Source organism: Winogradskyella sp., assembly GCF_016744625.1.
Taxonomy (GTDB): domain Bacteria; phylum Bacteroidota; class Bacteroidia; order Flavobacteriales; family Flavobacteriaceae; genus Winogradskyella.
The window spans coordinates 44,304-69,078 of the sequence record NZ_JADGDZ010000004.1 but is presented as its reverse complement, the minus strand read 5'-3'; the positions used below and the strand labels follow the sequence as shown (position 1 = coordinate 69,078).

The 24,775-nt window shown below is 33.3% G+C and carries 20 protein-coding genes; 13 read left to right on the top strand and 7 right to left on the bottom strand.

The annotated features are described in order from the left end of the window. Positions 1-40: 40 nt before the first annotated feature. Entirely contained in the window at positions 41-1,417 is a 1,377-nt protein-coding gene (locus tag QZZ53_RS01845; RefSeq protein ID WP_296380843.1) for a pyridoxal-dependent decarboxylase, read from the bottom strand. A gap of 71 nt (positions 1,418-1,488) precedes the next feature. Further along, positions 1,489-2,739 (bottom strand): DUF5103 domain-containing protein, encoded by a 1,251-nt coding sequence (locus QZZ53_RS01840; RefSeq protein ID WP_296380842.1) that lies wholly within the window; start codon positions 2,737-2,739, stop codon positions 1,489-1,491. 161 nt (positions 2,740-2,900) lie between these two features. On the opposite strand from QZZ53_RS01840, the gene QZZ53_RS01835 reads away from it, so the two are divergent. Genes QZZ53_RS01835 through nqrF form a run of 6 tightly spaced genes read left to right on the top strand, consistent with a single transcriptional unit; the run spans position 2,901 to position 8,976 of the window. After that, positions 2,901-4,250 carry a Na(+)-translocating NADH-quinone reductase subunit A gene (locus QZZ53_RS01835; RefSeq protein WP_296380839.1) on the top strand — a complete coding sequence of 450 codons (1,350 nt, stop codon included), beginning with the start codon at positions 2,901-2,903 and terminating at the stop codon, positions 4,248-4,250. After that, on the top strand, positions 4,250-5,476 hold the full coding sequence (locus tag QZZ53_RS01830; RefSeq protein WP_296380837.1) for an NADH:ubiquinone reductase (Na(+)-transporting) subunit B: 1,227 nt from the start codon (positions 4,250-4,252) through the stop codon (positions 5,474-5,476). The genes QZZ53_RS01835 and QZZ53_RS01830 overlap by 1 nt, the downstream gene beginning before the upstream one ends. Positions 5,477-5,478: 2 nt before the next feature. Next, positions 5,479-6,225 (top strand): Na(+)-translocating NADH-quinone reductase subunit C, encoded by a 747-nt coding sequence (locus tag QZZ53_RS01825; RefSeq protein WP_296380835.1) that lies wholly within the window; start codon positions 5,479-5,481, stop codon positions 6,223-6,225. 3 nt (positions 6,226-6,228) lie between these two features. Then, positions 6,229-6,861, top strand: coding sequence for an NADH:ubiquinone reductase (Na(+)-transporting) subunit D (locus QZZ53_RS01820; protein ID WP_296380834.1), 633 nt, complete (start codon positions 6,229-6,231; stop codon positions 6,859-6,861). Positions 6,862-6,912: 51 nt separating this feature from the next. Next, positions 6,913-7,650, top strand: a complete 738-nt coding sequence (nqrE, locus tag QZZ53_RS01815) for an NADH:ubiquinone reductase (Na(+)-transporting) subunit E (RefSeq protein WP_296380832.1) — start codon at positions 6,913-6,915, stop codon at positions 7,648-7,650. Positions 7,651-7,662: 12 nt separating this feature from the next. Beyond that, positions 7,663-8,976: an NADH:ubiquinone reductase (Na(+)-transporting) subunit F gene (gene nqrF / locus QZZ53_RS01810; protein ID WP_296380889.1), complete on the top strand. Its 1,314-nt coding sequence runs from the start codon at positions 7,663-7,665 to the stop codon at positions 8,974-8,976. Positions 8,977-9,083: 107 nt separating this feature from the next. Here the strand turns inward: nqrF and QZZ53_RS01805 are convergent, their stop codons facing one another. Then, a complete protein-coding gene (locus tag QZZ53_RS01805; protein ID WP_296380830.1) occupies positions 9,084-9,461 on the bottom strand; it encodes a cupin domain-containing protein in 378 nt (125 codons plus the stop codon). A 69-nt stretch (positions 9,462-9,530) separates the two neighbouring features. On the opposite strand from QZZ53_RS01805, the gene QZZ53_RS01800 reads away from it, so the two are divergent. The 5 genes from QZZ53_RS01800 (at position 9,531) to QZZ53_RS01780 (ending at position 19,185) form a co-directional block, all read left to right on the top strand. Further along, a complete protein-coding gene (locus QZZ53_RS01800) occupies positions 9,531-10,397 on the top strand; it encodes a DUF4846 domain-containing protein (RefSeq protein ID WP_296380828.1) in 867 nt (288 codons plus the stop codon). Positions 10,398-10,827: 430 nt separating this feature from the next. Then, a complete protein-coding gene (locus QZZ53_RS01795; RefSeq protein WP_296380826.1) occupies positions 10,828-15,609 on the top strand; it encodes a T9SS type A sorting domain-containing protein in 4,782 nt (1,593 codons plus the stop codon). Positions 15,610-15,729: 120 nt separating this feature from the next. Next, the gene (locus tag QZZ53_RS01790) at positions 15,730-17,673 is read left to right on the top strand and encodes a T9SS type A sorting domain-containing protein (protein ID WP_296380823.1); all 1,944 of its coding nucleotides are present in this window, start codon (positions 15,730-15,732) and stop codon (positions 17,671-17,673) included. 155 nt (positions 17,674-17,828) lie between these two features. Beyond that, positions 17,829-18,206: a Na(+)-translocating NADH-quinone reductase subunit F gene (locus QZZ53_RS01785; RefSeq protein WP_296380820.1), complete on the top strand. Its 378-nt coding sequence runs from the start codon at positions 17,829-17,831 to the stop codon at positions 18,204-18,206. Position 18,207: 1 nt separating this feature from the next. Further along, complete coding sequence (locus tag QZZ53_RS01780; RefSeq protein WP_296380818.1) at positions 18,208-19,185, top strand: FAD:protein FMN transferase; 978 nt, start codon at positions 18,208-18,210, stop codon at positions 19,183-19,185. Between the two features lie 92 nt (positions 19,186-19,277). On the opposite strand, the gene QZZ53_RS01775 is transcribed toward QZZ53_RS01780, so the two are convergent. Together QZZ53_RS01775 and map are read right to left on the bottom strand one after the other, a co-directional pair. Beyond that, on the bottom strand, positions 19,278-20,042 hold the full coding sequence (locus QZZ53_RS01775; RefSeq protein ID WP_296380816.1) for a class I SAM-dependent methyltransferase: 765 nt from the start codon (positions 20,040-20,042) through the stop codon (positions 19,278-19,280). 1 nt (position 20,043) lies between these two features. After that, positions 20,044-20,862: a type I methionyl aminopeptidase gene (gene map, locus QZZ53_RS01770; protein WP_296380814.1), complete on the bottom strand. Its 819-nt coding sequence runs from the start codon at positions 20,860-20,862 to the stop codon at positions 20,044-20,046. Between the two features lie 124 nt (positions 20,863-20,986). Here map and QZZ53_RS01765 point away from each other — a divergent pair, with 124 nt between their 5' ends. After that, complete coding sequence (locus QZZ53_RS01765) at positions 20,987-22,252, top strand: acetyl-CoA hydrolase/transferase C-terminal domain-containing protein (protein ID WP_296380811.1); 1,266 nt, start codon at positions 20,987-20,989, stop codon at positions 22,250-22,252. Between the two features lie 12 nt (positions 22,253-22,264). On the opposite strand, the gene QZZ53_RS01760 is transcribed toward QZZ53_RS01765, so the two are convergent. Both QZZ53_RS01760 and gpmI read right to left on the bottom strand, forming a co-directional pair. Continuing rightward, on the bottom strand, positions 22,265-22,663 hold the full coding sequence (locus tag QZZ53_RS01760) for a BT0820 family HAD-type phosphatase (protein WP_296380809.1): 399 nt from the start codon (positions 22,661-22,663) through the stop codon (positions 22,265-22,267). A gap of 44 nt (positions 22,664-22,707) precedes the next feature. Then, a complete protein-coding gene (gpmI, locus tag QZZ53_RS01755) occupies positions 22,708-24,225 on the bottom strand; it encodes a 2,3-bisphosphoglycerate-independent phosphoglycerate mutase (protein WP_296380807.1) in 1,518 nt (505 codons plus the stop codon). A gap of 276 nt (positions 24,226-24,501) precedes the next feature. Here gpmI and QZZ53_RS01750 point away from each other — a divergent pair. Further along, a partial coding sequence (locus tag QZZ53_RS01750) for an ankyrin repeat domain-containing protein (RefSeq protein WP_296380805.1) occupies positions 24,502-24,775 on the top strand: 274 nt, incomplete at its 3' end.

Below are 24,775 nucleotides of genomic sequence, written 5' to 3'. Positions count from 1 at the left end.
TAAAATAGCATAATTTTTGAATGCTGAACTAATTAATACGTTAAGAAGCCGATAAATTTAACATATGTGTAGAAACAAAGGCTTCTAAGGTCTTAAAAAAGCTTAAAATATCTTCTTTTTCTAAAACAGTGTTTATAGTGACCATTCTAACAAATTCATTTTCTTGGAATTTTCCGAAGCCAACCATAAGCTCTGAATTTTCGTAAAGTGCAGTACATAATTCATTAGCGGGAATGCCTTTGTAATTGAAACAAACGGAGATGGAATCATTAAAACTATATAAAATATAATCTTTGTGTTCTTTAATATAATCTCTTGCGATGTTTGCCATTTCAAACTGCTTATCCACAATCTTTTCTAAACCTTTTGTACCGACAGATTTCCATAACGTCCAAAATTTTAAGGCATCATTTCGTCTTCCACACTGTAATGAGGTTTTTCCAAGATTAAAGTCATCACCATCTGTTTGATATAAGTAATCCGCTTCATTAGAAAAGGAATGATGAAGTTGCTCTTTATTTTGTGTTACAATTATTGAACAACTTAAAGGTGTGCCTAACATTTTATGTGCATTAACACTAAACGAATCCGAATGTTTTAAACCTTTAATTAAATGTTTGTATTTTTCACTAAAAATAACTCCTCCACAATAAGCTCCATCAACATGTAACCATAATTTGTGTTTTTCGCAAACTTTACTAATAGCTTCAATATCATCAAAAGCACCAAGTACAGTTGTGCCAGCTGTTGCATTTACAAAGAAAGGTTCGAAGCCATCATTAATATCTTTCTGAATTATTTTATCTAAATGTTCAGTAAGCATTTTTCCATTACTATTTGTCTCTATAAGTCTTACTTGATTTCTGCCAATACCAGTTAGAGCTGCATTTTTAGATATAGAGTAGTGAGAAGCTGCAGAGGTGTATAGTGTCATTTTTTTTGAAAGTCCTTCTGCTCTAATAGATTCGTTTTTATAATCTCTTGCCATGATAAGAGCCATCATATTACTCATAGAACCACCTGGTGCTAAAGCGCCATCACTATCACTAGAATAATCTGCTAAGGCACAAATATTTTTGAGTACCTGCTTTTCAATACCAACTTGCGGGCCAGCAACTTTATAGGTGTACATGCTATTATTAAATAGTACTGCGAGTAAATCACCAAGGGTTGCTTTACCAACTCTACCTCCAAATAATTGATTAAAAAATGATTTTGAAGCTGTTTTTGGAGTGCTTTTAATGATGTCCTTTAAGATGTTTTTTAAATCATTGTCAATGATTCCATCATTGTTTAATGATAAATCTAATTGTTGATATAATTCTGAAGTCGAAATTGGTTTTGCAACAGGTTGATTAGTTTCTGCTTCAAAAAGCACGTCACATAATTCAGAAAATAAGGCAATATCATTTTGCATTTTAAAAATGTTTAAAAAGAATGTGAAAGATAAAAGAAATTTAGTCCAAGAAGACCATATTCCTTACAGTTTTAGTTAGAAATATTTACAGAAGATGTATCTCCATAACCTATAAGACGGTCAAAACGTGCTCCCAAATCTCTATAATAGACTAAGACTTTGTAGTTGTTTTCGGTTTGCCAAAAATCGCCACTGATAGCACCTTCGTCAAGAACTCCTGTAGTTTTATCTATAGCAACATGTTTGTAATTATAGAAGCCTTGTTTTAATCTAAGCATGCATTCGTAACGCCCACTTTCTGGATTATATTCCATTTTAGTATAATCTTCAATAGCATAGGCATTAAAGTTACCGTAAATATGGAGGTCCTTATTCTTTAATTCTTCATGTAACAACGAAAAATGAATCATTGTGTAATCCGCTTCAATGTCCACATCAGTTCTGTCTATAACTGTGATCTGGAAGTTTCCATTAATATCAGGATTATAAGTATATGGTCTATCTTTTCGAGATATATTGGCATATAAATAATTATGATAAAGCTCTTTTAACTCAATATACTGAACACCAACATTAGAGGCTCTTACATTTTTATTTTCAAAAAACAGATATTCATTTCCTCCATAAAAAGCAGATTCGGTATCATATCTGTAAATAAGTTCGTTGCCTAAAGTGTATTGAGGTTTTAAATCTGAAATGGTTGTGTTGAGGTTGTTATTCTGAACTATAAGTGTTTTAATAGTTTCTAGCGGATTATTAAAATTGATGCTATTGGTAGAAATGACAATATCTACGGACTGCTTTTCTGCTATCACTTTAACATCTCTAGAACGTTTAACTTTGGCACCTACATTGACTAAATCTTCGTAAATCATGAATTTTCTACTGAACATAAGTTCATCATAATCATCATAAATAGAAATCATATAGTTTCCACTTTTTAATAAACCTCGTGTTTGTATATTAGGTATTCTTAAATCGTAATGAGAGTATATTTGATAGGTGTTGAAAGAGTTTTCGTAAGTCAAAATCCTTTGGTTATCTAAGCCTTTTAGATATTCAGATTTCACTAAAGTAGAAGGCGTCCAATCAAAATTAAAATGCTCTATGACGTAATAAAAATCTTCTTCATCACCAGTGAGTGCGTCAAATTCTAAATTTAAAGGTTCACCAAGTTTTAAAATAGGCAATTGACCTTGAGTTGTATTACTTTTAAAAGTTATTGTTTTTATAAAGTCAGGAGGAGAAACCTCTTCAACTTGAGAAATTAAAATTGTTGGTAATAGTAAAAGCAAAAAGGTGCTATAAAAATTCTTTTTCATTATTAAAATTCTGTGGAGTATAAAGATAATCAAAATCTGTGCCCTAATATATTTAACTTATTTATAATCACTATAAATAAAAAAGATGCTTCAAATTGAAAACTATTTAAGCATTAATTCGTAAATTTGCACGGATTTTTAGATAACTAATCTTTAAGTATATGTCAAAAGACATCAGAATTAAAAAGGGTTTAGATATAAAGTTAATCGGTGAAGCCGAGCAAGCTACAGAAAATGCTATCATTAGCAATTCGTATTCTATTAGACCCGAAGATTTCCACAGTATTATCCCAAAACTTGTTGCAAAAGAAGGTACGCGTGTTAAAGCAGGTGAAACATTGTTTTACAATAAAGATAATGAAGCTATGAAGTTTGTTTCGCCAGTATCTGGTGAAGTGACTGAAGTACAGCGTGGAGCAAGACGTCGAATCGACGCTATTAAAATTACTGCAGATAAAGAACAAGCTCATGTAGATCATGGTAAATTTGATTTATCATCTGATGCAGATAAAGTAAAGTCACATTTACTAGCTTCTGGTTGTTGGGCTTTTATAAAACAACGTCCTTATGATGTTGTTGCTAAAGCTGAATCTACACCAAAAGCAATTTTTATATCTGGTTACGCAAGCGCACCTTTAGCAGCTAATTTAGATTATACCTTAGCTGGTAAAGAAGCAGAATTACAAGCTGCTGTTACTGCATTATCAAAATTAACTGATGGTGGAGTTCATCTTTCAGTAGGAAGTTCTAACTCACCTTTGGCAAATTTAGATAACACAACAACTTATAAAGTTTCTGGGCCACATCCTTCTGGTAATGTAGGTACTTTAATAAATAAAGTAAGTCCAATAAATAAAGGGGAAGTTGTTTGGACAATAAATGCTCAAGACTTAGTTGTTATAGGAGAGTTGTTGTTAACAGGTAAGTTTAATGCTGAGCGTGTTGTTGCTTTAGCTGGTTCTTCAGTTAAGAAGCCAAGATATTTTAAAACTAAGATTGGTTCTGAAATAGCAACTATGGTTTACGATAATGGAGTAGATAAAGATGGTAATGATCGTATTATCTCTGGAAATGTACTAAGCGGAAAGCATGTGCAACCAGATGGTAACTTAGATTACTACAGTAACGTGATTTCTGTAATTCCTGAAGGAGATGATTATGAACTATTTGGTTGGAATAAACCAGTTTTTAATAAAGTTTCTACATCAAGAGCGTTGACGTTTTCTTGGTTAACTCCTAAGAAGAAATTCGCGTTAAACACTAATACAAACGGAGAGCATCGTGCATTTGTAACTACAGGGACTTATGAAGAGGTATTTCCTTTGGATATTTATCCAATGCAGATTTTAAAAGCTTGTATGTATAAAGATTTAGATGAAATGGAAGCTTTAGGAATGTACGAAGTTGCACCTGAAGACTTTGCGTTAACAGAATTTGTATGTGTGTCTAAGCAACCACATCAAAAAATTATAAGAGAAGGTTTAGACTTAATGCTAAAAGAGATAGGATAATGGGTTTAAAAAGTAGTTTACATAATTTTAAAGAAAAAAATAGAGACAAAAAATGGTTGCCAGCATTTTCGGCAATTCATACGTTTTTATTTCTACCTAATGAGACCACTCATAATGGAACTCATATAAAAGCTGCCGATGATTTAAAACGAACAATGAACACTGTTATTATGGCAATGGTTCCTTGTTTAATATTTGGTATGTTCAATGCAGGTTATCAGCATCATTTAGCATTTGGTGAAATTCAACAAGCAACAGGAGGATTCTTTAGTGCAGAATTCTGGACTTTAGATAATTTTTCAGTTGGTTTCTGGAAGGTGATTCCATTAGTAATTGTTTCTTACGTTGTCGGTTTAGCAATCGAGATTCTATTTGCTATAAAAAACAGTCACGAAGTAGAAGAAGGGTATTTAGTAACAGGAATGTTAGTGCCACTTATTGTACCAATTGATACTCCACTTTGGATGTTAGCTGTTGCAGTAGCTTTTGGTGTTGTAATAGGTAAAGAAGTCTTTGGTGGAACGGGAATGAATATTCTTAATCCAGCATTAACAATTCGTGCATTTTTATTCTTCGCTTATCCAACTTGGATGTCTGGAGATAAAGTTTGGGTTCATGGAGCTGTAGAACAAGATCAGTTGATTGCAGCAGGACAAAATGTTGATGCCATTTCTGGTGAAACAATCTTAGGTAGTTTGGCTCAAAATAAAGGAGCTGGCTATGAAGTCATGGATATGTTCTATGGTTTAATTCCGGGTTCAGTTGGTGAAACCTCTACACTTTTAATCTTACTTGGTGGTTTATTCTTAATCTTCGCTAAAATAGGAAGTTGGAGAATTATGCTATCATCTGTTGTAGGAGCCTTAGTAATGGGTTTAATCTTCAACGGAGTTGTTAGCTCTGGTTGGATTACAGAATCTAGTAAGTTTTACGGATTAATGAGTACAGAATTCTGGCAGCATATACTAATAGGTGGTTTTGCTTTTGGTACTGTGTTTATGGCTACTGATCCTGTAACAGCATCACAAACAACAAAAGGAAAATGGATATATGGTTTCTTAGTAGGATTTATTTCTATTATGATACGTGTATTCAATCCAGCATATCCAGAAGGTGTAATGTTAGCAATTCTATTAATGAATGTATTTGCACCAACAATTGATCATTATGTGGTTCAAGGCAATGTAAAGAAAAGAATGAAACGTGTAAAAGTTAAAGCAGCGTAATCATGGAACAAAGAACAGATAAAAATTCATATACTATAATTTTTGCCATTGGTATGGTATTAATTGTAGGTGCTTTATTAGCGTTTTTAGCGTCTTCGTTAAAGCCTATTATTACTGAAAATGAACGTTTAGAGAAACAACAGAACATTCTTTATGCAATGGGTGTTAATGCTAATGAAGGTACTAGTGCAACTTTTGTTTCTACAGATGAGGCGCCAAAACTTTTTGATCAGTATATCAAGAAACAAATTGAAGTTCAAGGTGGTAAAGTTGTAGAAAATGACCAAGCTTACCTTATAGATGTAAAGAAACAACAAGCTAATGCTAAGAATGGTGGAGTTAGAAAGCTACCATTGTTTGTTGGTGAGAAAGATGGTAAAACATTTTACATCGCACCAATACGAGGTAAAGGACTTTGGGATGCGATTTGGGCTTATGTTGCTCTAGATGAAAATATGGTTGTACAAGGAGCTTATTTTGATCACAAAGGAGAAACACCTGGTTTAGGAGCAAATATTAAGCAACGTTTCTTTATGGACGATTTTATTGGTGAGCATTTATTGTCTAATGGTGCTTTTAAAGGTATCAATGTGGCTAAAGGAAATGCAGATCCAAAGAATAATGATAAAACAGATAATGAGGTTGATGCTATTGCAGGTGCTACAATTACAGGTGATGGTGTTACAGCAATGATCAAAAAAGATTTAAAGCTGTATCTACCTTATTTTGAAACTTTAAAAGGAAACTAAGACATGGGAAAAGACAGTAGATTAATATTAGACCCATTAGCAGATAACAATCCAATTACTATTCAGGTATTAGGGATATGTTCTGCATTAGCAATTACTGCAGAGCTAGAAGCATCAATTGTGATGTCTATATCTGTATTGTTTGTATTAGGTATAGGTAACGTTGTTATTTCTTTAATGCGAAATATCATTCCTTCAAAAATTAGAATTATTGTACAACTTATCGTTGTTGCAACATTGGTAATTATTGTGGATTTAGTACTAAAGGCATTTGCATACGAACTAAGTAAAACACTTTCTGTATTCGTCGGGTTAATTATAACCAACTGTATTATTATGGGGCGTTTTGAAGCTTTCGCTTTAGGTAATAGTCCTTGGAGATCATTTTTAGATGGTATTGGTAATGCTTTAGGATATGGTGTAATTCTTATTATTGTTGGTTTCTTTAGAGAGTTATTAGGATCTGGTACTTTGTTAGGTATTCCTGTATTAGGAGATCCAATTGAAAAAACAGGATTGTATGCTTTTGGCTATGAGAATAACGGATTTATGTTATTATCACCAATGGCATTGATAGTTGTAGGTATAATTATCTGGGTACAACGTAGTAGAAATAAAGCTTTAATAGAAGACTAAAAAATTGAATTGTCATCCTGAACTTGTTTCAGGATCTCAAACTAAAAATATATGGAACATTTAGAATTATTTTTCAAATCGATATTTATAGACAATATGGTATTTGCTACATTCTTAGGAATGTGTTCTTATCTTGCTGTATCTAAAAAAGTTTCAACAGCTGTTGGTCTTGGTGCTGCTGTAATATTCGTATTAGCGATTACAGTACCTTTAAACTGGTTGTTAGATCAATATATATTACAACCTGGTGCTTTATCATGGCTAGGTGAAGACTATGCAAGCTATGATTTAAGCTTTTTATCTTTCATTATGTTTATTGCTACCATAGCAACAATGGTACAATTAGTAGAAATTGTGGTAGAGAAATTCTCACCATCTTTATATAACTCTTTAGGTATATTTTTACCATTAATTGCTGTAAACTGTGCCATCTTAGGTGGTTCATTATTTATGCAATCGAGAGAGATTGAAACCTTAGGTTTAGCCTTAAACTACGGAATTGGTTCTGGTATTGGATGGTTCTTAGCCATCTTAGCAATTGCAGCTATTCGTGAGAAAATTAGATATAGTAATGTACCACCAGCTTTAAGAGGCTTAGGTATTACGTTTATTATTACAGGTTTAATGGCCATAGGATTTATGAGTTTTGGGGGAATGCTGACAGGTGGAGATGAAGAAGCAAAGTCAGAAGATAAATCAGCCGTTATCGAAGTAATAAAAGAAGACATTAAAAAAGAAGAAGCTAAGCTTAAGTCTGACTTAGAAATAGCTGAAAATACAAACAAGTAATTGATTAGTATGATGATATTAGCCGCAAGTACAATCGGAACTATAGTAGCAACAGTAGCAGCCTTTTTATTGGTGACACTAGTGTTGGTAGCTTTATTATTATTTGTAAAACAGAAACTTTCACCTTCAGGACCTGTAAAGATTTTGATTAATGGTGAACGCGAAATAGAAGTAGCTTCTGGAAGTACTTTATTAACGACCTTAGGCGGAAATAAAATATTCTTACCATCTGCATGTGGTGGTGGTGGAACTTGTATTCAATGTGAATGTCACGTTTTATCTGGTGGAGGTGAAGCACTTCCAACCGAAACTCCTCACTTCTCTAGAAAAGAGTTAGCACATGGTGCACGTTTATCTTGCCAAGTAAAAGTAAAGCAGGATATGGAAATTACTATACCTGAAGAGATTTTTGGAATTAAAAAATGGGAAGCAACAGTAGTCTCTAATTATAACGTAGCTACTTTTATTAAAGAATTTATTGTAGAAATCCCTGAAGATATGGGCTACAAAGCTGGAGGTTACATTCAAATAGAAATTCCAGAAACGATAGTTAACTATTCTGATATGGATGTTACGGCACATCCTGAAGATCATCCTGGTGAGCCAGATAAATTTAAACCAGATTGGGAGAAATTTGGTTTATGGCCATTAGTAATGAAGAATACAGAGACTGTAGAACGCGCATACTCTATGGCTTCTTATCCTGCAGAAGGAAGAAAAATTATGCTTAATGTTCGTGTTGCTACACCTCCTTTTGATCGCGCTAAAGGCGGATGGATGGATGTAAATCCAGGAGTAGCATCGTCATACATTTTTAATCAAAAACCAGGAGATAAAGTAACAATCTCTGGACCTTATGGTGAATTCTTTATCAATGAGTCTGAAGCAGAAATGCTTTACGTTGGTGGTGGAGCTGGTATGGCACCAATGCGTTCACATTTATACGAATTATTTAGAACCTTGAAAACAGGACGTAAAGTAACGTATTGGTATGGAGGACGTTCTAAAGCAGAACTATTTTATATCCATTATTTTAGAGCATTAGAAAAAGATTTCCCAAACTTTAAATTCTTTATTGCATTATCAGATCCTACTGAGGCAGATAATTGGAAACTTAAAACAGATGTAAATGATGAGGTTGGTGATGGATTTACAGGTTTTATTCACCAAGTAGTAATAGACCAGTATTTATCAAAGCATGATGCACCAGAGGATTTAGAACTCTATTTCTGTGGTCCTCCTTTAATGAATCAAGCAGTTCAGAAAATGGGAGAAGACTTTGGTTTAGATGATGAGAATATTAGATTCGATGATTTTGGTGGATAGGTCGCTAAACACAAATTTGTCATTCTGAACTTGATTCAGAATTTAATATAAAAAAACCAACTCAATTGAGTTGGTTTTTTTATGCCTATAATTTATAAGCTACTAGTTTATTTATATTCCATAATCAAGAAAATAGCCGTTGTTTCTCCAATATTTAAAACTTCATGAGAAACAATTTCATCGTTACTAAAACTAAAGCCAGTTGGTATATTTACTTCTCGTGTACCAGTCGTATCAGTTATTCTGAATTTTCCACCTGCAAGTGTATATCCAACATGCGGATTATGATAATGTTTTTCGTGTCCAACATTGGGCTCAAAAGTACATTTTAGGACTCTTAGTTCTTTGTTGTCTTCCAGAACTTCACAAACTGCTTCACCTTTCCAGCCAGCTTCTAAAGGGTCTGGTAAGGTGTTTTTATTTTCGCAACTGAATGATAGAAATATGAATGTAATAACTATTAAAAATTGTGATTTATATCTCATAAGAAGATTAAAGTTACACAAATTTTGAAGCTATATAACAAAACCTAAATTTATTACGTTTTAAATATTATGAAAAAAGGACTTCTCATAATATTAGTATGCATTGCAGTTATAATTTTAGTACTTCAACTTAAACCAGTTAATAAAGCAGTTGATTTTGTTGAAGCTATAATTGAAGCATCAAGCTTAATCAATAAAGATAGTGTAACTATAAAATCTAGGGTTAATATTCCTGAAGGATATAAACGTGTAGATTATAAAAAAGGAAGTTTTGAGGATTATCTCAGAAGCTACAAACTAAAACCCTTTGGAAGTAAAATTATTAATTATGATGATTCAGAATATTTCTGGCAAAGAGGTCATGTAGGTATTTTAGAAATCCCTGTACCTAAAAACGGCTTGCAACAGTGCGCTGATGCATTAATTAGAATTAGAAGCGAATATCTTTGGGATAACAACAGAAAGGATGAGATAGGTTTTAAGTTTACGTCAGGTCATTATTGCTCTTGGGCAACATATGCTGAAGGTTTTAGACCAAGAGTCAATGGCAATACAGTAACGTTTCATAATACGGCTAGTGTTAATTATTCTAAAGACAACTTCTATAAGTACTTAAACCTTATTTATATGTACTCAGGCACCTTATCATTATATAACGAGTTAAAACCTATTGACGCTAAAGACTTAAAAATAGGTGATATGCTTATTAAAGGAGGTTCACCTGGTCATATTGTAATGATTGCTGATGAGGTAATTAATGAAAATGGAGAAAAGTTATTTCTTTTATTTCAAGGTAATACACCAGCGCAAAACGTTCATCTTGTAAAAAATCTTGAAGATGCTTCTATTTCTCCTTGGTATCAGTTAAAAGATGATGCTGTAACACCTGTTTCAAACTACACATTTAACAGTGCAAAATTTGTCCGTTTCAAATAAGTTTTAGTTTTTTCTGCTCACATTTAAAATTTGTTTCGATGTAATATATAAAGCTATTAATTATGAAACATTTATTAAAAAGATGTAAATGTTATACTCAATTTTTATAATTACTTCGCTTTAGAAGTATAACGTAAAATACTTGCTATTAAACAATTACAATTTATAGTGAAATACTTTAGACTCATCGAAAAAAATAGGAGTATACCGATAATAAAAATGTTGGTAGTATTTTTTTTCGTAACTTAAGATTGATTAATAGCCATTGCTGATTTCTTAATATTAGCTGTACGACCTATTGTATAGCAGAGGAAATCTTAGCAAATTATGGTCCCAATTTAAGGATTTTTTTACAGATTTAATGTCTGTAAAACCTTTCTTTTATTCTACATAGGACTTGATAGGATACTAAATTTAAAGGCTATTAATTATGAAACGATTCTTACTATCAATGCTATTGTGCATTACATGCACAATAGCATTCGCACAAACAACCTGGACGGGTTTAGGTGCAAACACGAACTGGAATAATATAGACAACTGGGACACCAATTTGGTGCCAACGGCAGCTGACAATGTTATTATTCCCACAGCAAGCATAGCAACTATTAATGTTGCAGCCTCTGTATTATCAATCGACATACAAGGAACTGCTATGGTAACTATAAGCAGTAGCTTAACATTTGTAAACCCATCAGCAGTAGGTGCTAATGCCGTTATAAATTGGACATTTGGAAGTATTAATGGAGGTGGTTCAACGTTTACTAATAATGGTACTTTTAATTTAACAGGAGCGTCATCTAAAACCATTACTGGGCTGACTACCTTTAATAATGAAGGTACATTTAATATTACCTCTTCTGGTGATTTTCTCATTACAGATGGGATTTTTAATAATCAGCTCGCAGGCATAATGGATATGCAAGCGGATTCTGGAAATATTACATATTCCGGATCTGCACCATCACGCATTCTCAATAACTATGGACTTTTAAAAAAAACAACAAGTAGTGGTGTTGCCTTTATTCAATGTATTCTTAACAATTTTGACGGTATTATAGAAGTTGAAAGTGGGACATTGACCTTCAATTTTTTGACAAAAGCATTAACAGATGGGACTTATAATGTAGCAGTAGGAACTGTGTTGAATTGGGATGTGCCCATGAACGTATCTGGATCCTTAACTGGAACCTTAGATGGAATTTTAGATTGGTCAACAACATTAATAGCTGCAACAACCTTATCTTTTGATTTTTCGGGTGCTAATGGATTACAATGGACGAGTGGAACGATTACAGGAGGTGGTACAGTCACTAATAATAACATATTAGATTTAATATCGACTAGTGGCCATAGTATACAAGGATTAACTACGTTTAATAATGAAAGCACAGTAAATATTACAAGTTCAGGTGATTTACTGATAAGTGATGGCATATTTAATAACCAACTTAATGCCACTATTGATATGCAAGCCGATGCGGGTAACATTACCTATTCAGGGTCAGCGACGCGCATTCTTAATAACTATGGACTTATTAAAAGAACAACTACTTCTGGAAATGCTCAAATTCAGTGTTTTCTTAATAATTTTGATGGTAATATTGATATTCAAAGTGGTTCAGTAACCTTTAATTTTCAACCTAAAACCTTAATAGATGGTAATTATGATATTGCATCTGGTTCTGTATTAAACTGGGACACTGGTATAGATATAACAGGGTCTTTAACGGGCGTCTTAGATGGGGTTTTAGACTGGTCAGCAATAGTAACTGCTTCAACGACAGCATCTTTTGATTTTTCAGGTCCTAATGGTTTGCAATGGAACAATGGAATTCTTACAGGTGGAGGCACAGTAACCAACAATGGTATATTAGATTTAATATCGACAAGTAGTCATACCATCAACGGACTAACGACTTTCAACAATGAGGGTGAAGTAAATATAACAGATACAGGAGATTTACTTATAAGTGATGGTGTTTTTAATAATCAACTTAATTCTACCATTGATATGCAAGCCGATGCGGGTAATATCACATATTCTGGTTCAGCATCTCGAATACTCAATAACTACGGACTTATAAAAAGAACTACTACTACTGGAAATGCCGATATACAGTGTTTTCTGAATAATTTTGATGGAACTATCAATATTGAAAGCGGTAGTATTACTTTTAATTTTCAAGAAAAAACTTTAACCGATGGCGAATATAATATAGCTGCTGGAAGTAACTTAAATTGGGGTGTAAATACTGTTTTTACTGGTACTATAGCTGGATTAGTCGATGGTGATATTAATTGGAATAGTACAGTAACCATTCCTGCAGCCACGACCGTAAATTTTGATTTTAGTGGTACTGGTAGTTTAAATTGGAGATCGAGTAGTTTATTAGGTGGCGGTACTTTAGTACTTAAGAGTCCTATTAATCTAACAACAACTGGTAGTAAAACAATCACTGGACTTACAACTTTAAACAACGAAAGCGGCTTTAACATTATTAGTTCTGGAGATCTATTAATTTCAGATGGAGTCCTTAATAATCAACTTACTGGTGTTATAGATTTACAAGCTGATGGTGGTAATATTGCTTATGCAGGGTCCGCATCACGCATACTCAATAACTATGGAACTATTAAAAGAACTACAACGGCTGGAAGCGTTCAAATTCTAGTTTTTCTGAACAATTTTGATGGAAACATAAATGTAGAAAGCGGTACACTCATTTTTAATTTTCAAGATAAAACATTAACAAATGGTAATTATAATGTGGCCGCTGGAGCTGTCTTAGAATGGGATATAAATATTAATCCTATTGGTACTTTGGAAGGGTTAGTTGATGGAGATATTAATTGGGACAGTACGGTAACAGTACCTACTGCTACAACTGCAAATTTTGATTTTAGTGGCACTGGTAGTTTAAATTGGAGATCTAGTAGTTTGTTAGGTGGTGGTACTTTAGTCGCTATGAGCCCAATTAATCTAACAACAACTAGTACTAAAACAATCAATGAACTTACAACATTAAATAACGAAAGCGACTTAAATTTTATTGGCACTGGTAATCTGCTTATCACTGATGGCATTCTTAATAATCAAGCTTCTGGAGTCATGGATTTGCAAGTGGATAATGCCAATATATCGTATTCGGGTTCTGCTTCTCGAATCCTTAATAATTTTGGACTTCTAAAAAAATCTGGAGGTGCTGGAGTAACTAGTATTCTTGTTCAAACTACTAACTCTGGTATTATTGATGTTATGACTGGAGAACTTGAGTTCGTAGATCCATTGGGCATCAATAATACAGCAACGGGAATTGTAAAAGGTGTTGGTACTATTGATATTCCAATTCCTGCGAATCATACCAATGATGGCACATTTGCACCTGGTGCTTCACCAGGAACATTATCAGTAATCGGTAATTTTATATCGTCTACATCCTCAGTTTTAGATGTTGAATTAGATGGATTGACTCCAGATACAGAGCATGATGTTTTGGCAATTACTGGGACAAATGTTGTTTTTGAAGGTAATGTTAATATTAGCATGGGTTTTGAAGCTGAGATTGGCAATACCTTTACCATCGCAACGACCACAGGAACAATAACGACACAAAATTTGGTCACGCCTATAATTGTAGATTACGATGGTAAGCGCTATACATTTGATGTAACCTATCCAGGGAATAATTCAGTAGTGTTGTCTATTTCCGATAAATTAGATATTCAAGTACCAGATGTGATTACTCAAGATATTACAGTGCAATTAGATATCAATGGAAATGCATCAATTACAACTGGTGATATAGATAATGGATCTTCAGATAATTGTACATTGACTCCAAACTTAGTGTTTGCACTTGATACTACAAGTTTTACATGTTCAAATTTGGGAACTAATACGGTAAACCTAACGGTAACCGATGAAGCTAATAATTTTGCTTCTTTACCTGCAACTGTGACGGTTGAGGATAATGTTGCACCGACAGTTGTCACTCAAAATATCATTGTACAACTCGATAATTTTGGTAATGCAAGTATAATACCTGGAGACGTGGATAATGGATCTTCAGATGCTTGTGGTATAGATACTTTAGACCTCGATGTTTTCGACTTTACTTGCGCTAATATTGGTGTAAATATTGTGACGCTTACAGTTATTGATAATGAAGGAAACTCATCGAATGATACAGCTATGGTAACAGTAGAGGATGATCTTCCACCTTCTATAGTCACGCAAGACATTACAGTACAACTTGATGGTACTGGAAATGTGAGTATTGTTCCTGGAGATGTAGATAATGGCTCTTCAGATAACTGCGGAATTGCTAGTATGTCACTAGATGTGTCTGACTTCACTTGTGTTAATATTGGTCCAAATGCAGTTAACCTCAGCATCTTAGATGGTGAAGGAAATTTCACCAATGATACAGTAACAGTTACTGTTGAAGATATTGAAGAACCAACAGTAGTTGCACAAAATGTAACCGTTCAATTAGATGCATCTGGAAATGCTAGTATCACGACCGCAGATATAAACAATGGTTCTAGTGATAATTGTACAATAGCTAGCTTAAGTTTAGATGTAACCGCTTTTACATGTTCAGATTTAGGAGATAGGACGGTTGAGTTAACAGTAACCGATCAAAGTGGAAATACCGCTATGGAATTTGCGACTGTGACAGTAATAGATGTTATTGCGCCAACTATTACTTGTCCATCAGGATTTAATGTAGAGAGTAATGGGGATTATACCTTACCAGATTACTTTTTAGATAATGAGGTAACAGCGACAGATAATTGTAATATTACCGTAGTCCAAACACCTGTTCCTGGAACTGTTTTACCTGATGGTGATTACACCATTTCATTCACAGCTACTGACGCTTCGGGAAATAGTGATGCATGTTCTTTTGACCTTAAAGTCATAGATACAACATTAAGTCTTGATGACTTTGAACTTTCTAGTGATGATGTATTATTATTTCCAAATCCAGTTAGTGACATATTCACCATCCAAAACAACAGCAGGTTTCAACTAATAAATGTCGAAATTTTTGATGTTACAGGAAAACGGATTCAATTTATTGATCTTAGAACAATGCCTCTAGAAAAAGAGGTTTCTCTTGCAAATTATGCGACAGGTGTGTATGTCATTAGAATTTATGCTGAAAATAACAGTACACTTGTTAAAAGGATTGTAAAAAAATAAGATTTTAGTTAATTTCAGTTAACCAAAAAAGCTGCTGATTTATTTTGGTAGCTTTTTTTTTGCTCACATTTTTAATTTGCTTCGATGTAGTTATATATAAACCAAATAAAGCTATTAACTATGAAACGAATTTTATTTTTTACAATGTGTTTTGCATTCACATTAACAACCCTAAATGCACAAAATTTTGACCAAGTTGAGTTTACAGGAGCAGGAGACGGTACTTCCTGGGAAGACGATCTAAACTGGGCTAGAGGAGGAGATCCAAATTTACCTGGTGTGCCAGAACCTTATGATGATATTTTAATTAACGGTCATTATGTATATTTTAATGGTCTTGGGTCAGTTCCACTAAATCAAGAATACGGAACTTTAGAACTAGTATTTGGAGCGCATTTATCTACTCAAGGCGATTTTCATCTTTTAGGCGATCTTATTGTAGATCCTCAAAGTACTTTAGAAGTTATTGTTAGAGATGTAGATTTTATATATAATATAACGTGCGAAGGAAATTATTATTTTAATGGCAGTATACAGATGGGGTTTTCTGGTTTTGTACCTCAGATTGGACAAGAATTTCTTGTTATTGATGGCGACCAAGGCTCTTGTTCTACATCTCCAGCCGTAATTATTTATGGTAATGGTTTTGAAGCGACATTAGGTACGCTATGTGAGTTTGAAGGTTTAAGCTATGTGGTTACAGACCTTGCTTATACTACGGCTTATGCTTGGGATGGTGAAGGAGGAGACGGTCAATGGAATACCGAAGCTAATTGGAATCAAAATACTATTCCACCTCCAGGTTCAACAGTCATAATCAATTTGCCAGGTGCAGGAGGTTATGCTATAACTAATGGAGCAGGTATTACTGATGCGCATACCATATATATAGGACATAACAATACCCTTGAAGTAAATGGGGATTTATTACTAGAGAAATTTATTTACCTTCAAAAAGGAGGGACATTTACTTGGAAGGGCGGGAAAATTTATAGTCCAGACGAGAATCAACAATCTGCAATGATAGGTTTTGGAGATATTAATTTTGATGGACCAGGATTAATGGAACTAGACACCAATTTTAATATCTGGCAATTTTATGGAGATATTAATCACAATGGTGGTGATTTAGATATTAACAATGGTATTATAAGAATGTTTAACTTCAATAGTTATAATATAAAAGGTGATAATATTACTATTGGTTATAGTAGTGGTAATCTGCATGAGATGACTATTTCTGTTATTAGTAAACTCAAAAAAACAAACGGAAGTGGTACGTCTTCAATTAATTTAACAAGATTTGTAAATTATGGAGAAATTATTAGTGAATCTGGCACTTTAGCAATAAATGAAGATTTAGTTACAGGAGAATATGAAGAATATGTTGATGGAGATCTTGTAGAATATGTAGGGACTTATAGCGGTAGCGGAAGTTTTCAATTTCCAACAGGATATGTTTTTGATGGTGAAATGTCTCCAGGAAGTTCACCAGGCATTTTAACGGTTATAGGAGATTTAATCACGGCACCTGAAGCAGATTTTATCATTGAAATCGATGGACCAATTGTCGGTACAGAATACGATCAAGTTGTTGTTACAGATGACGCAAAATTAGAAGGCACTATTAATGTTACTCTTGGTTATCTGCCTGCAAATGATGCGAGTTTTGAAATTCTTACGGCTGCATCAATTTCTACGTGTAACTTACCTGCACAAGTAACTGCAAATTATAATGGCACAAATTATACCTTCGATGTGGTTTGCCATAATAATTCTGTGTACTTAAATGGTCCTGGTGCCATATTATCTACAACTAATTTTGAAGCAGAATCAATTAGTATGTATCCAAATCCAATAAAAAATGAATTTAATATAAAACTACAAACTCCATCAGAAGGAAGTTGGATGATTTTTAATGAATTAGGGCAGAAAGTATTACATGGTCAATTAGAAGGCCTAGATACCAAAATTAATACGCAAGCTTTAGTTTCTGGTTTTTATGCAATTCAAATTAAAGATGAAAATAATACTACAGTTACAGTGAAGAAGATTGTTAAATAATAATTAGGGTTATTACTTGCTATTAATCTTTCTGTTAAAAGCCTCCAATTTATTTTGGTGGCTTTTTTTATTATCGATTTAAATTCGGAAATATCTCAGCAAGACTTTATCTTAGCATAACTAAAATAGATTACCTTTTCCCTCAAGAAGAAAACATGAGTAAACCATTAACACCTCAAGAAATCCATAACCTTGCGATGAACCATGTTGGTAAAGATTTAGAGGCACGCGGTTTTGAGTTTGTAGCAATTAACAGTAAGTTAAAACGTCACCCACAATTTGTTTGTATCGATAAGAAAAGTCAATACTTTTTTGTTGTGGTAAGAGCTGTAATTCTACCAGAAAATCCCAATAATTACGATGTAGTTTGGATGGAAACATTTAAAAAGCATGCTTACGAAAAAGATGCAAAAGTATTATATGCAGGTGTAGGTATAGGTAATCCAGATGGCGAAGATTTGCCAATTTATTTAGATAAAGAATATATTATTGAATATAATGGTATACAAGTCTTAGAAATGAATTTGAATTAATATGAAGAGATTCGTTAGTACATTAATATTTATAGTCTTATTCTCTTGTAGCAAAGACCCAAAGAATGTTAAGCTTTCAGGCCCGATTTTCGGGACTAGTTTTAATATTCAATATTTTTCAGAAGAGGATAAAGATTATCAAAAACAATTTGATAGTTTATTTTTGGTAGTTAATAATTCCCTATCTACTTATATTTCAGATTCAGATATTTCAAAGCTAAATAGAAATGAAATTACAACAATCGACAATCATTTCGAACGTGTTTTTGAAGCATCAAAGATAATATATAAACAAACTGAAGGGGCTTTTGATCCAACAATTGGTAATGTGGTTAACGCATGGAGTTTTGGAGCAGAAAAGAACAAGTTTATTACAGATACCATAACTATTGATAGTTTAATGCGATTTGTTGGGTTTAATAAAGTGGATCTTAAAGCGTCTAATGTTAAAAAATCTAAAGAAGCCTATCTAGAGTTTAATGCTATTGCTAAAGGGTATGGTATAGATGTAATCTGTGAATTTTTAGAATCTAAAAGTATAAAGAACTATTTGGTAGATATTGGTGGAGATATGCGTGTTGCTGGTACTAATATTGAAAGCGCTAAGAACTGGACTGTTGGTATTGATGATCCAAATTTTAATGGTAAACAATCCTATTCTAAAGTGATTACACTTAAAGATGAAGCTATGGCAACTTCTGGTACTTACAGAAAGTTTAAGACAGATGAGAATGGTAACCGTTATGCACATATTATAAATACAAAAACGGGCTATCCTACCAAAACTAATATTTTAAGTGCTTCTGTTATTGCACCAGATTGTATGAGGGCAGATGGTTATGCAACTGCGTTTCAGGCTATGGGAATTGAAAAAGTAAAAGTTTTTTTAGAATCTCATTCAGAATTGAAAGCTTACTTTATTTACGAGGATGAAAATAAGGTTTTACGTACTTTGAGTTTAAATGATTTTCCTAAATAAATGTGTGACTTTTCTTATGCAATAGTGTCTTATTAGTGCTATTAACTACTATTCAAAAAAAGTTGTTCCTTGTTCGTTTGGTTCAGCTTTTTTTATTTGAATACAACAGGAATTATCTCACCTTTAGCTAAGCAATACTTATCAATTTTAGAATCAGAAAGTTGAGCTGTGTAATCGACTTCTTCAACTTTAAATCCTATAGAACGTAGCTTGTCAAAATAATCACGTCCATAAACTCTAACATGGTCGTATTGTCCAAATATTTTAGTGCGTTTTGCCTTATCTGTTATGGTATTATCTTCAAAAGTAGTTTCGCGATTTAAATCTTGTGGAATTTGAAATATACCATAAGCACCTGGTTTCATAACACGAAACAATTCTTGCATCGCCTTTGTATCATCAGGGATATGTTCTAAAACATGATTGCAAAGAATAATGTCATAGCTATTATCTTCAAACGGAAGATTACAAATATCTGCCTTTACATCTGCTATAGGTGATAGCAAATCTGTCGTTGTGTAATCTAAGTGTTTTAATTTCCTAAAACGCTTTAAAAAACATTGTTCTGGCGCAAAGTGTAAGACTTTTAGGTTTTCGGAAAAGAAGCTTGTTTCGTTCTTTAAATAGAGCCAAAGCAATCTATGTCGTTCTAAAGAAAGGGTAGATGGTGACAATACATTTGATCTTTGCTTGCTGTAACCATAGGGTAAAAAACTTCTAAAGCTTTTACCATCAATTGGATCTGTGAATTTGCTGCCTTTTAGAAGTAAAGAAAGAATAGGTTTTACTAAATAACTAAGCCTTATTAATAGAGGTCTTGGTATAATGTTTAGGAAAAATTTAAAAAGTGATTTCATTTTAAAGCACTAAAGCGTTCTGACGAAACGCATCTTCTTCATTAGAGGTTATACCTAAGGCTTCATGTACATAAGCAAATGTCGAGAGAATCTCTGGCTGTCCATTAACTATTGCCACATCGTGTTCAAAATGCACACTTGGTTTTCCATCTTGAGTAACAATGGTCCAACCATCTTTTAGTTGTTTTACTTTATGAGTTCCCATATTTATCATAGGTTCTATGGCAACAACCATACCTTCAATAAATTTCTTTCCTCTTCCTCGTCTTCCGTAATTAGGCATTTCTGGGTCTTCGTGCATTTTGCGTCCTAATCCATGACCAACCAATTCACGTACCACGCCATAACCTTCTTTTTCACAGTATTGTTGAATTGCAAAACCTACATCACCAACTCGGTTTCCACGTTTCAATTGGCTTATACCAATATAGAGTGATTCTTTAGTTATTTTAATTAATTTTTTAGTCTCTTTATCAACATTACCAATTTCAAAAGTATAAGCATGATCTCCATAAAAACCATTCATAAAAGAACCACAATCTATCGATACAATATCCCCATCTTTTAACGGTATATCAGTAGGTAAACCATGTACGACAGCTTCATTGACACTGCATAAAAGTGTAGAGGGACAATCGTAGAGTCCTTTAAATCCAGGTAAGGCACCATGATCTCTAATAAATTCTTCTGCTATAGTATCTAAATGATTGGTTGTAACACCTTCTTTTACTTCCTTGGCCAACATACCTAAAGTTTTAGATACGATGAGTGCGCTTTGACGCATTAATTCAATTTCCTCTTTGGTTTTTACAATAATCATAATTCGTATATTGAGGGACAAAGATAGGTAATTATAACAATTTTTAATTATTACTAAAACATGACAAAAGACAGTTTTTCCGAACGTATTCTAATGTAATTTTACACCCTTAAAAACAATTAAAATGTACAAAGTCGTAAGCGCTGATGAGGCCTTAAAAATCGTAAAATCTAACGATAAAATATATCTACAAGCTGCAGCGGCAGTCCCAAATGTCTTAATAAGAGCACTTACCAATAGACATGAAGAACTAAGAAATGTTGAGATTTGCCAATTGCATACCGAAGGTGAAGCGCCTTATGCTAATCCTGATTTAGCTGAGAGTTTTCATGTGAATTCATTTTTTATAGGAAAAAATGTTCGTCACACTTTGCATGCAGGAAATGGGTCTTATACTCCTGTTTTTTTAAGCGAGGTACCTTTATTGTTTAAAAGAAATATTGTTGATTTAAATGTGGCTTTAATTCATGTATCTGTTCCAGATAAACATGGTTATTGTTCTTTAGGTGTTTCAGTTGAAGCTACCTTAGCAGCCATAGATAATGCGGACTACGTTATAGCTCAAGTTAATAAACAAATGCCTAGAACGTTTGGAGATGGAATTATTCATGTTACAGAAATCAATGCTTTTGTGGAATGTGATGAGCCTTTGCCAGCGCATCCTGTAACAGCACCAACAGATGTTGAAACAAAAATTGGTGACTACGTCGCTAATTTAATTGAAGACAGAAGTACTTTACAAATGGGAATAGGAAATATTCCTAATGCCGTATTGTCTAGGTTACACAATCATAAAGATTTAGGCTTACATACAGAAATGTTTTCTGATGGTGTAATAGATTTAATCCTAAAAGATGTAATTAATGGCAATTATAAAGGTGTAAATCCAGGTAGAGCTTTAGCAACTTTTTTAATGGGCTCTCAACGTTTGTATGATTATGTAAACGATAATCCTTTTGTTGAGATGCGTACCTCAGATTATGTAAATGATGTGTCTGTGATTAAACAAAACCCAAGAATGGTTGCTATTAATTCTGCGGTAGAGGTGGATGTAACAGGTCAGGTTTGTGCAGATTCTATTGGGTCTAAAATGTACTCTGGTGTTGGTGGGCAAATGGACTTTATTAGAGGAGCTTCTTTAAGTGAAGGCGGTAAAGCTATTATAGCTCTTCCTTCAGTCACTAAACGTGGAATAAGTAGAATTGTACCGTCACTTAAGCTTGGGGCTGGTGTTGTTACCACTCGAGCACATGTTCATTATGTAGTTACAGAATTTGGTGTGGCAAATCTATACGGAAAAACAATAAAAGAGCGTGTGAGATCTCTTGTTAATATTGCACATCCAGATCACAGAGAGTCAATTGATAAGGCCTATTTTGAAATGGTATAAGGATATAGTCAATTAAAATTGCCACCATTTTTTATTGGCATTTTTAATATCTGGTTTTTCATTAGTAATCATTTGGTAAACTTCTCCCCAACCAAGGATTCCACCAATGTTACGATCATCTATAAAAAGATCTGCATGGATTTTTCGACTTCTGCTATAATCAAATTTTTCTTCAGGGAAACTAGCATTAACAGCGTAGAATTCAATGCCGTTTTCTTTACAGAAATCAACAGCTTCTTGCAGTTTTACACCACTTCTATAGGTCCAAAGAATAAGTCTATGGCCATCTTGCTGTAACCTTTTTAAGGTTTCAAAAGCGAAAATGCGTGTTTTCCCAATTTTAGGATATCCATCTTCTACAATGGTTCCGTCAAAATCTACTGCTATTATTAATCTGTCCTGAAAATTCATTTTATATACTCAGTTGTTAGGTAAAGGTACAATAAATTACTACTCTATATGAGACTGTGTTGTGTCATAGCTTCTGGCTGAGGTATTCCGATTAATTTTAAAACTGTTGGAGCAATATCTCCTAGAATGCCATCTTTTATGTCTTTTAAATCCTTGTCTATTAGTATAATTGGAACAGGGTTTGTCGTATGAGCTGTATGTGGTGATCCATCAGGATTTATCATGGTTTCACAGTTACCATGATCCGCAATTAAAATAGTAGTGTAGTCATTTTCTAAAGCTGAGTTTATAACTTCTTTTACACAAATATCAACGGCTTCGCAAGCTTTTATAGCAGCTTCCATTACACCTGTATGACCAACCATATCGCCATTGGCAAAATTTAAACACACAAAATCCACCTCTCCTTTTTCTAATTCAGGAATTAATGCATCTTTCAATTCGTAAGCACTCATTTCTGGTTTTAAATCGTAGGTTGCTACTTTTGGTGAGTTTCTTAAAATTCGTGTTTCACCTACAAATGGTTTTTCTTGTCCTCCAGAAAAGAAGAATGTCACATGAGGATATTTCTCAGTTTCTGCCATTCTTATTTGTTTCTTATTATGCTTTTCTAAAACTTCTCCCAAAGTTTCAGACAAATTGTCTTTGTTAAAAACAACATTAATGCCTTTAAAATTATCATTGTAATTAGTTAAGGTAACATAATGAAGGTTTAGTTTATGCATGTTGTATTCGTGGAAGTCTTTTTGAGATAAAACTTCAGTTAATTGACGTCCACGATCAGTTCTAAAGTTGAAAAAAATGACAACATCATCACCCTTAATAGTTGCTGTTGGATTGTTGTTTTTATCAACACTAACTAATGGTTTTATAAATTCATCAGTAATATCGTTTTCATAATTTTCTTGAATAGACTTTAAAATATTTTGGGTTTTAGTGCCTTGTCCTTGAACTAAAGCATTATAAGCTAATTTTACGCGTTCCCAACGTTTATCTCTGTCCATAGCATAGTAACGACCAGTAACGGTAGCTAATTTTCCTGTTGTTTTGTTTAAGTGGTCTTCTAATTCTGAAATAAAGCCATAGCCAGATTTAGGGTCTACATCTCTACCATCTGTGAAAGCATGTACAAAGACATCTTTTAACCCATAATCATTTGCAGCATTAATTAAACCAAATACATGATTGATGTGAGAGTGCACACCTCCATCACTTACTAATCCTAAAAAATGAACATTCTTGTTATTGGTTTTTGCATATTCAAAAGCATTTTTTAAAACTTGCTCTTCTTTGAGTGTTTTATTTTTAATAGCAAGGTTTATCTTTACTAAATCTTGATACACAATTCTACCTGCACCTAAATTCATATGTCCAACTTCGCTATTACCCATTTGCCCTTCAGGTAAACCAACATGAAGTCCGTCTGTTCTTAAACTAGCACTTGGATATTTAGTGTATAGTGAATCAATAAATGGTGTTTGTGCATTATCTATAGCTGAAACTTTGGGATTGGGTGATTTTCCCCAACCATCTAAAATCATTAAAATAACCTTCTTGTTCATTTGAAAATTTTTAGTGGTTTCAAAGATAACATATAGATGATTATAACAAATTTGTAATCCAAAAAAGATTAACTGATTATCTCTATCTCTATCTCTATCTCTAACGTAAAGATGTGTTTTGTTAACAAGGAAATGGCTTTTGGCAAGTCTTTAACAGATTTGTTTCCAAATCGTTAAAAAAATGTTATATAACTTTTTTTAGTGTAACACTTTAGAAGTTATGTCGTCTCTTTAGTATAATCAAAAACAAATCAATTAAATTTAAAATCTTTCATCATGAAAAAATCAGTAGTAGTTTTAGCCTTAGCATTAGGCTTTTCAATTAGTAATTTAAATGCGTCAAACGAAATTTCAACTTCAAATGTAAATGAAGTAACTGTAAAAACAATTGAGGTAAGTCCTCTATGTAAGGCTGTTGCAACTGGCAATACAGATGAAGTCTATAGACTTATAAAAGCAGGTGCAAATGTTAACACTAAATCGAATGGTATGTTGCCAATTCATTATGCAGCAAAATTTAACCGTGTAGATATGATTAAAATATTAATCA

Bases quoted from the DNA above. Each gene is read 5' to 3' on its own strand.
- QZZ53_RS01845 (WP_296380843.1), bottom strand. From the start codon at position 1,417: ATGCAAAATGATATTGCCTTATTTTCTGAATTATGTGACGTGCTTTTT.
- QZZ53_RS01840 (WP_296380842.1), bottom strand. From the start codon at position 2,739: ATGAAAAAGAATTTTTATAGCACCTTTTTGCTTTTACTATTACCAACA.
- QZZ53_RS01835 (WP_296380839.1), top strand. From the start codon at position 2,901: ATGTCAAAAGACATCAGAATTAAAAAGGGTTTAGATATAAAGTTAATC.
- QZZ53_RS01830 (WP_296380837.1), top strand. From the start codon at position 4,250: ATGGGTTTAAAAAGTAGTTTACATAATTTTAAAGAAAAAAATAGAGAC.
- QZZ53_RS01825 (WP_296380835.1), top strand. From the start codon at position 5,479: ATGGAACAAAGAACAGATAAAAATTCATATACTATAATTTTTGCCATT.
- QZZ53_RS01820 (WP_296380834.1), top strand. From the start codon at position 6,229: ATGGGAAAAGACAGTAGATTAATATTAGACCCATTAGCAGATAACAAT.
- nqrE (WP_296380832.1), top strand. From the start codon at position 6,913: ATGGAACATTTAGAATTATTTTTCAAATCGATATTTATAGACAATATG.
- nqrF (WP_296380889.1), top strand. From the start codon at position 7,663: ATGATATTAGCCGCAAGTACAATCGGAACTATAGTAGCAACAGTAGCA.
- QZZ53_RS01805 (WP_296380830.1), bottom strand. From the start codon at position 9,461: ATGAGATATAAATCACAATTTTTAATAGTTATTACATTCATATTTCTA.
- QZZ53_RS01800 (WP_296380828.1), top strand. From the start codon at position 9,531: ATGAAAAAAGGACTTCTCATAATATTAGTATGCATTGCAGTTATAATT.
- QZZ53_RS01795 (WP_296380826.1), top strand. From the start codon at position 10,828: ATGAAACGATTCTTACTATCAATGCTATTGTGCATTACATGCACAATA.
- QZZ53_RS01790 (WP_296380823.1), top strand. From the start codon at position 15,730: ATGAAACGAATTTTATTTTTTACAATGTGTTTTGCATTCACATTAACA.
- QZZ53_RS01785 (WP_296380820.1), top strand. From the start codon at position 17,829: ATGAGTAAACCATTAACACCTCAAGAAATCCATAACCTTGCGATGAAC.
- QZZ53_RS01780 (WP_296380818.1), top strand. From the start codon at position 18,208: ATGAAGAGATTCGTTAGTACATTAATATTTATAGTCTTATTCTCTTGT.
- QZZ53_RS01775 (WP_296380816.1), bottom strand. From the start codon at position 20,042: ATGAAATCACTTTTTAAATTTTTCCTAAACATTATACCAAGACCTCTA.
- map (WP_296380814.1), bottom strand. From the start codon at position 20,862: ATGATTATTGTAAAAACCAAAGAGGAAATTGAATTAATGCGTCAAAGC.
- QZZ53_RS01765 (WP_296380811.1), top strand. From the start codon at position 20,987: ATGTACAAAGTCGTAAGCGCTGATGAGGCCTTAAAAATCGTAAAATCT.
- QZZ53_RS01760 (WP_296380809.1), bottom strand. From the start codon at position 22,663: ATGAATTTTCAGGACAGATTAATAATAGCAGTAGATTTTGACGGAACC.
- gpmI (WP_296380807.1), bottom strand. From the start codon at position 24,225: ATGAACAAGAAGGTTATTTTAATGATTTTAGATGGTTGGGGAAAATCA.